4 protein-coding genes are annotated in these 11,769 nt (G+C 67.5%); 1 reads left to right on the forward strand and 3 read right to left on the reverse strand.

Annotated features, from left to right (window positions below; genetic code table 11):
• Positions 1-52: 52 nt before the first annotated feature.
• The 3 genes from GOAMR_RS23340 to GOAMR_RS23350 are packed head-to-tail and all read right to left on the reverse strand — an operon-like array spanning position 53 to position 3,014.
• The gene (locus tag GOAMR_RS23340; RefSeq protein ID WP_005193599.1) at positions 53-895 is read right to left on the reverse strand and encodes an ABC transporter permease; all 843 of its coding nucleotides are present in this window, start codon (positions 893-895) and stop codon (positions 53-55) included.
• The gene (locus GOAMR_RS23345; RefSeq protein ID WP_005193601.1) at positions 892-1,719 is read right to left on the reverse strand and encodes an ABC transporter permease; all 828 of its coding nucleotides are present in this window, start codon (positions 1,717-1,719) and stop codon (positions 892-894) included. Before GOAMR_RS23345 ends, GOAMR_RS23340 begins: the two co-directional genes overlap by 4 nt.
• Positions 1,716-3,014: an ATP-binding cassette domain-containing protein gene (locus GOAMR_RS23350; protein WP_005193603.1), complete on the reverse strand. Its 1,299-nt coding sequence runs from the start codon at positions 3,012-3,014 to the stop codon at positions 1,716-1,718. Before GOAMR_RS23350 ends, GOAMR_RS23345 begins: the two co-directional genes overlap by 4 nt.
• A gap of 647 nt (positions 3,015-3,661) precedes the next feature.
• On the opposite strand from GOAMR_RS23350, the gene GOAMR_RS23355 reads away from it, so the two are divergent.
• Positions 3,662-11,689, forward strand: a complete 8,028-nt coding sequence (locus GOAMR_RS23355; protein WP_005193604.1) for a non-ribosomal peptide synthetase — start codon at positions 3,662-3,664, stop codon at positions 11,687-11,689.
• Positions 11,690-11,769 lie beyond the last annotated feature (80 nt).

Here is an 11,769-nt window from a genome sequence, read left to right on the forward strand (position 1 = left end):
CTTCCGGCCTCACGGATAGTCCGTGAGGTACCTGATGTCTCTACGCCTCCGGTCAGCCGCGGGCCGTGGCTGCCTTCCGGTATCCGCGGATCGCCGGGTAGATGAAGAGGACGATCATGATCGCCGACCAGATGAACACGATGACGAGTTTGTGGGCGATGGGCCGATCGCCCAAGGCCAACCCGCGCATGACGTCGATCGCCGGCGACATCGGCTGATACTCGACGATCGGCTGCAACCACTCCGGATACATGTCGACAGGCGTGAAGCCGGAGTTGAAGAACATCAGGACGGTCGACAGCAGCGACACATAATGCACCATCGACGCACCCGGCCGGCTGTTGACCGCCAGCGCGATGATGAACACCGAGAACGACGTGCCGTACAGCACCGCCACGCCGATGAGGCCGAAGACCGTCCACACGCCTTCGGCGAACCGGAATCCGAGCAGGTAACCCACCCCGAGCAGCACGACGGTGGTGACCAGGATGCGGACCAGCTCGGCGACGATCCGTGCTGTCAGGTCCGCGCCGCGGTGAATGGGCATCACGTACAGCCTGCTCAGCAGGCCCGCCGTACTCTCCTGGTTCAGGCGCAGGGCGGTGGCCATCGACCCGAACATCGACCCCACCAGGATGATCATCGGCACCGAGCCGTACACGCTGTTCACGCCGGTGGCCCGGCCGATGGTGTCGCCCATGACCACTTTGATCAGCACCATCGACAGGGCGGGCATCAGGATGCTCTGCGCGGTGGTGAACGGTTCCCGTGCCCAAATCAGGAACTGGCGGCCGGCCAGCACCATCGAATGCTCCCACCAGCCACGCAGCGTCCACTCCGGTGGGGCGTTGACCTCGGCCGCGGTGATCGAGCGAAGTGTTGTGGTCGTGCTCATCGGGCCAGCGCCGCCTTCCTCGTGCCGACCGCGATCAGGACCGCGGACGTGACGGTGAGGCCGACGCACCACCAGATCGCCGGCCCGATGTGATACCAGTCCAGGTCGTACTCATCGAGCGCCCGCAACGCGTTGGTGATCTGCGACACCGGCTGATTGCGGACGAACGGCTGGATCCATTCGGGGAATCGCTCCGGCGGGATGAACCCGGACGAACACATGCTCAAGATCATCAGCGGCAGGCCGATGACCTGGCTGGTGGCCTGTGGGGTGCCGGCGACCATCCCGATACCGTCGGCGAGCATGCTCACCACGACGCCGACGACCAGCGCGAAAGAGTACAGCAGCACCAGGCCCATCACGCCGCCCTGCGGGCGCCAGCCGATGATCAGGCAGATGATGGTGGCGAAGATGATGGACAGCACCAGCAACAGCAGGTTGGTGGACACCCGGGCGAGCATCGGGATGCTGCGGTGCATCGGCAGCGCGCGGAACCGCGTCGATATGCCCCGGTCCATGTCGATCGTGACGCGCATCGCGGCCGTCGATCCGGTGAACCCGATCGACTGCAGCAGGATGATCGGCATCAGGAATTGGGCGTAATTGATACCGCCCAGATCCATCAGGCGCCGCAGTGGCACGTAGAAGCACACGGCCAGCAGGAGCGGCGAGATGATGGCGAAGACCACCTCGCCGTTCTTCACCACGTGGATGAGTCCGCGATGGCTGAGCGCCAGCCACTGGCCGACGGCGCTGATGGGCGGTGTCCGTACGCCGACGAGCCGGGTGTCGATGTCGGCGGCGACCGTGGTCTCCGACGTCACTTGTCGCCCTTTCCGGCCTGATCCGGGTCGGTGAGATAGAGGAAGACCTCGTCGAGGGACGGTCGTCGTAGCGTGACATCGGACAGCTGGATCCCGGCCGCCGAGGTACGGCTCACCACCTCGACGAGGGTGTCGGCACCGTCGGGGGCGGGGACGGAGACGGTGAGCCCCGGTGGCTGGGTGTGATCGGGGCCGAGCAGATCCGACAGCGTGTTCAGCAGCCGGGGCAGCTCGGTGGCGTACTCGGGCGTGACATCGCAGTAGGCGTTGCCCGTCCGGGTCTTGAGCTCGTCGGCCGTGCCCTCGGCGATCACCTTGCCGCGGTCGATGACCACGATGTTGTCGGCCAGCATGTCGGCTTCTTCAAGATACTGCGTGGTCAGCAGGGTGGTGACACCGTTGTCGCGCAGGGTCTCGATGAGTGACCACACGTCCTGGCGGCTGCGTGGATCGAGTCCGGTGGTCGGCTCGTCGAGGAACACCACGCTCGGCCAGGTGACCAGACCGCACGCGATGTCGATCCGGCGCCGCATGCCGCCGGAGTAGTCGCGCACCCGCTTGTCACCCGCGTCCACGAGATTGAAGTGTTCGAGCAGTTCGCCGGCGCGGACCTTGGCTTCCTTCTTCTTCAGGCCCAGGAGTCTGCCGAACAGGACCAGGTTCTCGCGCCCGGTGAGCGACTCGTCGAGCGAGGCGAACTGTCCGGTGAGCGCGATGGACCGGCGGACCTGCGCGGCGTCCTTACTGATGTCGTGCCCGGCGACGGTGGCGTGGCCCCCGTCGGGTTTGAGCAGCGTGCACAGCATGTTGACGGTGGTGGTCTTGCCCGCGCCGTTGGGACCGAGGAGAGCCAGGATGCTGCCGGAGGGCACCACCAGGCTCACGTCATCGACGGCGACGAAGTCGTTGAAGCACTTGCGCAGGCCCACGGCCTCGATCGCCGGGGGTGCGTCGGAGGCCGGTGTCACGCGGGCCGCGGCCGGCTGCGTCTCCCGCGTCGCCGCGGGAGGTCTCGCGGCGCGGACCACGGGCAGGATGTCGGTGATGTCCGGGTCGTCGGCGCCGTGGTGCAGTCTCTGCCCGAACTGGCGTGGCAGCGCCGCGGAACCGTTGGCGCCGGGCCGGGCCGGCAGGCCGGCGGGGGCCTCCGGGCCATGGTTGTCGCGCCGGTACCGCAGCCCCGGACCCGTGGCCGGCTGACCGTCCGATCGGTGCGTGGCCGGACTACGACCGTCGCCGGTGCGGGATGCGAACGCGCCCTCGCGGTCGCGCGCTGGCCGGTCGGCGTGGGTCATGCTGCTCCTGGTGTGTCACGGAAGGTTGACGATGACCGTCGTCTCAGAGCATACGTCGGGCTCGGTGGCCGCCGGTGCGGACTTGTCCCTGCGATGCTGTGTCTCGGGTCTGTATCGGTCAGCCCCGGCAGAGTTACAGACGGGTACCAAACCCGATGACTGTATCGTGTGCCGCCGCCCGCGAGGTTACTGTCGGATCGCGCAACCCCGGTCGGGTACGCACCACATAGGTGCGACCATTGCGAGGATCGCCACGAACGGCGAACCTGCGCCGCGGTGCGGAATGTGTCGGTCATATGGTCGAACCTAGGAGGAGGTGGACCACAATATGGCGAGGTCAGGCGCGCGGGTGGGGAATCGGAAGCCCGACCTCGGTGCCCAACCGGCCGTGCTGGTGACAGAATGACCCGATGGAATCGCGAATTATGGCCCCGGTCGGTGTCTGTGACGGGCTGTAACGTGCTCACCGCCGGTGCCGAACATGCACAGGCATGGCGACGTGCGGCGACGGTATCGGACACGACAGCCCCTACACTGTCCGATGGGTTTGGGCGCGGCTACAGGCTTGCGGCGCTGCCTGCATACCACTGCGGGGTGAATTCCGTAGGGGTGACGGTGGAGAGAGGTAGCGAGGAGGATTGATTCCGATGGTTGGGGCAAACAGGGATCGCGACGCGGTGGACGGCATGCTGCCGCTGACACCTGCGCAACGCGGCATGTGGTTTGCCGAGAATCTCTCGCCCGACTACTCGGTCAATATCGCGCACTACCTCGATATCCGGCACGCGCCGGGCGGTCTTGACCTCGAACTGCTCGCCTCCGCCTGCGAGGAGGTCGGTAAGCAGATCGAATCGCCGTTCGTCAGGCTCGCCGAGGTCGACGGCGTGCCCATGCAGTACGTCGACGTCGACTTCGACCAGCACGCCGAGATCAAGGATCTGCGGGGTGAGGCCGATCCGGTGGCCGCCGCGCTGGCCTGGATGAACGCCGAGTATCGGCAGCCCGTCGACCTGCTCTCCGACCAGTTCGTGGTCAACATCCTGCTTCGCGTGGCCGACGACCGGACCCTGTGGTACCAGCGCAGCCACCATATCGTCGTCGATGGTTACGCCGCCCTCGTTCTCGTGCAGCGCATCGTGGACCGCTACAACACGATCCGGCGCGGCGAAGAACCGGTGGCGCGGCCGGTCGTCGGCATGGCGGGGATCATCGAGTACGAGCAGTCCTATCAGAACAGCACTCGCCGCACCACCGACCGCGAGCACTGGCTCTCCCGCGTACAGGACCTGCCTGAGCGTGTCACGCTGGCCCGGACCACCAATAACGCGGCACTGTCATTCGATAACGTGGTCGCGAGCAAGGCGCTCGACCCGGCGTTGCAGGCCCGGCTCGAAGCGGTCGCCAAGGAATGCGGGTCGTCCGTGGCCGTGGTGCTGACCGCGGCGTTCGCGGCGTTCCTCTCGCGCATGACCGGTGCCGACGACATCGTGATGAGCCTTCCCGTCACCGGACGGTCGACCGCGAAGATCAAGCGTTCGGGCGGCATGGTGTCCAACATTCTCCCGGTTCGGGTCCGCGACGTGTCGGGCCGCTCCGCGCGCGACCTGATCGCCGCCGCCCAGCTGGAGATGACCGGCGCGCTGCGGCATCAGCGTTATCGCTCCGACGACATCAAGCGCGATGCCGATATGGACGGCAGCTCGGTGGGCTTCGGGCCCCGCATCAACATGGTGTTCTTCGACGAACCCATCGAGATCGAGGGCGCGAGCGTCGACTACCGGATCCTCACCTCGGGCATCCTCGAAGACCTGCTCGTCAACCTGTATCAGGCCAGCAAGGGTGCCGAGCTGGTCGTTGACCTGCACGGCAATCCGCACCTGTATTCGCCCGCGGAGATCGATACCCATCACCGGCGGTTCCTGGCCTTCGTCGCGCGCCTGCTCGACGACCTGGCGGTGGATGTGCGCGATGTCGACATCCTGCTGCCCGGTGAGCACTCGGGGCTGATCGAACTCGCCACCGGCCCCGAACGGCGGTGGACCGAGCAGCAGCTCGCGCCCGACGGTCTCCTCGGGTTGTTCGCGGCGCGGGTCGCCGAGCATCCCGATCGTGTCGCAATCAGCGACGACACCCATGACTGGACCTACGCACAGTTCGACGGACTGCGGCGGGTGCTGGCTGCGCGCCTGGTCGACGACGGTGTCCGGCCCGTCGACCGCGTCGCCGTTGTGCTCGATCGTGGGATCGAGCAGGTCGCCGCGATCTATGCGGTGCTCACCGTCGGTGGTGCGTATGTGCCGATCGACCCGGCCTCCCCGGACGGCCGGCGGTCGCTGGTCCTGGAGACCGCCGAGCCCTCCCTGGTCATCGACGCCGACTACCTTGCCAAGGTCGGGCTGCGTTCGGAGCCGACCGTGTACGGAACCGATCCCGTTGCTGTCACCTCGCCCGAGCTACCGCCCGGTGCGAGTGCCTACGTGATCTTCACCTCAGGTTCCACCGGCGTCCCCAAGGGTGTCGGGGTACCGATGGCCGGGGTGGCCAACAGGCTCGCCTGGATGCAGGACCGCTACCCGATCGATGCCGGCGACTCGGTGCTGTACAAGACCCCGTTCACCTTCGACGTCTCGGTGTGGGAGCTGTTCTGGCCGCTGCAGGTGGGTGCCCGGATGGTGATCGCCCGTGCCGACGGCCACCGTGACCCGGAGTACCTGCGGTCGGTGCTCAGCGCCAAGTCGGTGACCAACGTCCACTTCGTGCCGTCGATGCTCGACGTGTTCGTCGACGCCGCCGAACCGGGTGCACCGGTGCTGCCGTCGGGTGTGCGCCGCGTCTTCACCTCCGGTGAGGGTCTGCCCGCGCCGCTGGCCCGGCGTGTGGTCGCCGAGTCCGAGGCCCTGCTGATCAACCTGTACGGCCCCACCGAGGCCTCCGTGGAGGTGACCGGTTACGAGGTCGCCGGTGCTGAGCACACGATTCCCATCGGTGCCCCGGTCCCTAACACCCGCACGTACGTTCTCGACGCACGCCTGCGCCAGGTCCCGGTCGGCGTTGCCGGCGAACTGTATCTGGCCGGTGTTCAGCTCGCGGACGGCTATGTCAAGCAGGAGTCACTCACGGCCGGCCGGTTCGTCGCCGACCCGTTCGTGCCGGGCGAGCGGATGTACCGGACCGGCGACCTGGTCCGGTGGAACGCCGACGGCGACCTGGACTACCTGGGTCGCACCGACTTCCAGGTCAAGATCCGCGGTCAGCGGGTCGAGCTCGGTGAGATCGAGGCGACGCTGCTCGGTGAGGGTCGCGTCGACAGTGCGGTCGTGGTGGTCCGTACCGACCTGGGCGCACCCACGCTCGTCGCCTATGCCCGGCCCAACCCGTGGACCACCGTCGACGAGGATCTTTCGGCCTCGCTGCTGCGCTGGTGCCGCAGGCACCTGCCGCGCTACATGGTGCCCGCCGCCGTCGTCGTCCTGGACGAGTTCCCGGTCAATTCGTCGGGCAAACTCGACCGGTCCGCGCTGCCGGACCCGATATTCACCGCCGACGATTCGGTTCAGTTCGTCGAGCCGACGACTCTCACCCAGCGCCGACTGGTGGCGTTGCTGTCCGAGCTCCTCGACATCGAACGAATCGGCCTGCGGGACAACATCTTCTCTCTTGGTGCCGATTCCCTCACCGCGGCCCGGCTCGCCGCCCGGGTCCGTAAGGAGTTCGGTTCCGCGGTCGCCCTGAACGAGGTGTTCGACAGCGTCGACATCGGCGAACTGGCCGCGGCCATCGACAACGCCGAGCGCGCCGACGACCGGCCGCCGTTGCGCGCAGCCCTGCGTCCCGAGCGGATCCCGCTGTCGTATCCGCAGACCCGGCTGTGGTTCATCAACCGGATGGATCCGTCCGCGGCCACCTACAACATGCCGGGCGCGGTCCGGCTCGGCGCCGACGTCGATGTCGATGCGATGCGTTCGGCGGTGGCCGACGTGGTGATGCGGCACGAATCGCTGCGCACCCGTTTCCCGGCCGTAGACGGTGAGCCGCTGCAGGAGATCATTCCGGTGGAGGTGGCAGTCGCGGAGACGGCGTTGTCGGTGCGCAGGGTATCGGTGGCAGAACTCGACTCCGCGTTGAGCTCAGAGGTGATGGTCGGCTTCGATGTCGCCTCCCAGCTTCCGGTCCGGTTCCTGATCTTCCAGGTGATCGATGCCGGCACGGTCTCCGACAATGTGCTCGCGATTGTGCTACATCACATCGCCGGCGACGGTGCGTCGCTCGAACCGCTGATCACCGATCTGATGACCGCCTACGCCTCCAGGCTGGCCGGTCAGGCCCCGCTCTGGGCGCCGTTGCCCGTCCAGTACGCGGACTACGCGCTGTGGCAGCGTGAGGTCCTCGGCGCTCCCGACGACGAGAACTCGCGGCTCAACAAGGAACTGGCGTTCTGGTCCGACGAACTGGCCGGTGCACCCGAAGTGCTCAGCCTGCCCGTCGACCATCCCCGGCCGCACATCCCCACAGGTGTGGGTGCCTTCGTCGACACCGTGCTCGACGGTAAGACGGCCGCGGGCGTGCGCGCCCTCGCGCGGGCGCACGACGTCACCCCGTTCACGGTTCTGCATGCCGCGCTTGCCGCGGTGTTCTCCCGGCTCGGCGACAGCGGCGACATCTCGATGGGTACCGCTGTCGCGGGCCGCGACGAGCCGGAGACGGCCGGACTCATCGGCATGTTCGTCAACACGGTGGTGCTGCGCACGCAGGTCCGGCAGGGGCAGACGGTGGCAGGTTTCCTGCGCGAGGCGGGCCGGGTGCGTACCCGGGCTCTCGAACACTCGCAGGCACCGTTCGAGCAGGTTGTCGATGCCGTGGCCACCCACCGGACGCTGGCCCACAGCCCGCTGGTGCAGGCCATCTTCACCATGACCACCGACCACCACCGGGCGTTGCGCACCGAGGGGATCGAGGTTCTCGACGCCCGCGTTCCGGCGGCCAAGTACGACCTGAGCGTCTCGGCGGTCCAGTTCCGCGGAAACGGCGCCGACAGCGACCGCATCGAACTTGAATTCTCTTATTCGACAGATCTTTTCGAGCGTTCGACGGTCGAGCGGATCGCGGAGTACCTGGCCGCGACCATCGACGGGATGATCGCCGACCCGGATCGCCCGCTGGGGTCGATCGATATCCTGCCCGCCGACGAGATCTCGGCGCTGACCCGGCACAGTGCCGGAGCCGCACCGCGGACACTGCGCGAGTTCGTGGTCGACGCGCTCGCCGCCGCGGATCCGCAGCGGCCCGCGGTCGTCGGCACCGCCACCGTGAGCAACGAACTGTTCGACATGCACAGCAATCAGCTGGCGCGTGACATGCTCGCGGCCGGAATCGGTCCGGGAGATGTTGTCGCACTTGCGATTCCACGATCACACCTGTCGGTGATGGCGGCGGTTGCCGTGATCAAGACCGGTGCGGCCTTCGTGAGTATCGACCCGGAGTTCCCGCAGGAACGCAGGGAGACGATGCTGGCCGACTCGCGTTCGGCCGTCGGCATCACCACCACGGCCACCGAGGCCGCGGGCGACGGCGGGATCGACTGGATCGTGCTGGACGACAGCGTCTGTGAGCTGAGGCTCGCCGGTCACCGGGAAACCCCTGTCGATGACGCGGAACTGCGCAGGCCGCCGCAGCTCGACGATCCGGCCTACCTGATCTACACCTCCGGTTCGACCGGTGCCCCCAAAGCCACCGTTGTGCCCAACCGGGGCCTGCAGAACCTGGCCGAGCGGTGCGTCGAGATCTTCGACGTCGCGCGCACTTCCCGTGTGCTGCATGTGGTGTCGACGAGTTTTGACGTGTGGGTCGCCGAGCTCATGATGGCGCTGTCCACCGACGAGCCGTTGGTGGTCGCCGACCGCTACACCTACGGCGGGCAGGAACTCGAGGCGCTCATCGCCAAGCACCGTGTCACCCACGTGGTGATGACGCCGTCGGCACTGTCCACGGTGGCGCCGGAGCAGGTGTCGTCGGTGCAGGTCGTGGTCAGCTGCGGTGAGCCGTGCTCGCCCGACCTGGTCCGCCGCTGGACCGACGCCGGCCGCAAATTCTTCAACGCGTACGGCCCCACCGAGGCCACGGTGTTCGCCACCTACATCGGCCCGATGACCACCACCGAAGAGGTGACCATCGGCCGGTCGCCCGCGGGTGTGGGGGCGATGGTGCTCGACGCGGGTCTGCGTCCGACGCCCACCGGGGTGATCGGTGAGTTGTATCTCACCGGTGACCAGGTGGTCCTGGGCTACCTGAACCGGATGCGGCTCACGTCCGAGCGTTTCGTCGCCGATCCGTTCGGGACGGGCACCCGCATGTACCGGACCGGCGACCGGGTGCGGCGGCTCGCCGACGGCAGGCTCGTGTACCACGGCCGCGGCGACTTCCAGATGAAGGTCCGCGGTATGCGCGTGGAACCGGGCGAGGTCGACGCGGTGCTCAACACGTATCCCGGTGTCGCCAATGCGCTCAGCATGGGCGTTCCCGGTCCGGCCGGTGCGACGGTCCTGGTGTCGTATGTGACCCCGGTCAAAGGCGGCACCCTCTTCCCCGATGACGTGATCGACTTCGCGGCGCAGTCCCTGCCCTCGCACATGGTGCCGCAGTCGGTGGTCGTGGTCGATGAGTTCGAGCTGACACCCGTCGGCAAGATCGACCGCAAGAAGCTGCCAACCGCCGATTTCACGCGGGTGACGGACTTCGTCGCACCGCGGACCCAGCTCGAAAGCGTCATCGCCGACGTGTTCGCGCAGACACTCGGGCTCGAGCGGGTCAGCGTCCATGACGGATTCTTCGAGCTCGGCGGCAACTCACTGTCGGCGACCAAGCTCGCGGCGGCGCTGTCGAATGTGATCGGCCGTCCGGTTCCGGTGAAGACGCTCTTCGAGGCACCCAGCGTCGCGGGCATGTCCGAGGCCATCGGAACGCTCACCGCGGGTCACATCATGCCGCCGCTGGTCGCCCGGCAGCGGGCCGAGCTGGTGCCGGTGTCGGATGCGCAGCGCGGCATGTGGCTGCTCAACCGGGCCGACCCCGATTCGGCCGCCTACAACATCGCATTCGCGCTACGACTGGCCGGCGATCTCGATCTCGGCGCGCTGCGGGACGCCGCCGGCGACCTGATCCGCCGTCAGGAGGTGCTGCGCACCAGCTACCCGATGATCGACGGGATGCCCACCCAGGTGATCCGCCCGGCCGACGAGGTGGTGGCCGGACTCGAACTCACACCGGTCGATATCAGCGGTCCGGTGAACGAGGCGATCGCCGAGGTCACCGGCAAAGGTTTCGACGTGGTCGCCGCGCCGCCGGTGCGGCTGGCACTGCTCCGTGTCGGCCCGGCCGAGCATGTGATGGTGTTCGTCATCCACCACATCAGCGGTGACGGTTCGTCGCTCGGACCCCTCGCGCGTGATTTCATGACCGCCTACTCGGCTCGTGCCGAGGGCCACGCACCGTCCTGGCAGCCGTTGCGGGTCCAGTACGCCGACTATGTGCAATGGCAGGCCGAGCGGCTGGCTATGTGCGACGACGACGGGGTACCCGAACGCGACCGGCAGATGGCCTACTGGAAGCGCCGCCTGGCGGGGGCACCCGAGCGTCTCGACCTGCCCAGTGATCGGCCCCGTCCGGCGGTACCGACCTTCGGCGGTGCGCGCGTCGGGTTCGAGATCCCCGCGCGTCTCGTCAACGCACTCGAAGGTATCGCGCGGGCGCGGAATACGACTCTGTTCATGGTCACCCACGCGGCCCTGGCGATTCTGTTGACCCGGCTGAGCGGACGCAACGACGTCGTCATCGGCACCCCGTACGCGGGCCGCTCCATGCCGGCGCTCGACGACATCGTCGGGATGTTCGTCAACACGCTGGCCCTGCGCACCGAGGTCGATCCGGCCGAGCGGTTCTCCGGTCTCATCGAACGGGTCCGCAGCAATGACCTGGCCGACATGGCGCACACCGATGTGTCGTTCGAGTCGGTGGTGGCCGAGCTCGGCACCCCGCGCAGCGCCTCGTTCAATCCGGTGTTCCAGGCGATGTTCGCATTCCAGAACATGGAGTTCCCGGTGGTCGAGCTGGCCGGGCTGGAGATCTCCCCGCTGTCGGAGGAACTCGTCGCGGCGAAGGTCGACCTGCAACTGACCCTGCTGCCGAATGACTCCGGGCTCAGCGAACCCGGTGCCCCGATGCGTGGCGAGTTTGTTTATGCCACAGATCTTTTCGATGAGGAAACGATCGCCCGGCATGCGCAGCGCTACCTGAGCGTGCTCGAGGAGATCTGTGCGGATCCGCAGATCGTGGTCGGCGACATCTCGATCGCCACTGAGGCCGAACGTGCGGCTGCGAGCGAGTCACCCGCCGACGACGATCAGCCGCTGCCCGAGCTCGTGGCGGCAGCCGCGCTGCGCTCGCCGGACGGTGCGGCGCTCACCCGGGACGGGGCCACGGTCACCTTCCAGTCGCTGGCGACGATGACAACCGCCATGTCGGCGGCCCTGCCCGATGCGGACTCGGCATTTGTCACCGCGCTGATGAGTCTGGCTCCCAGTCTGGCCGGGGGGGACGCCGAAGTACTCGGTGAGGCGCTCGACGAGATCCGGCGCCGTGCCGCCGGTGAGCGTGAGATGGACCAGGGTAACGTGATCTGACTCGGCCGATGGTGTCGACAACTCAGCCCGGTGCCGATCCCGGATGGCTGCTCGCGGCAGGGTACTTCCGTTGTTCGCGG

Source organism: Gordonia amarae NBRC 15530, assembly GCF_000241345.1.
Classification (GTDB): Bacteria; Actinomycetota; Actinomycetes; order Mycobacteriales; family Mycobacteriaceae; genus Gordonia; species Gordonia amarae.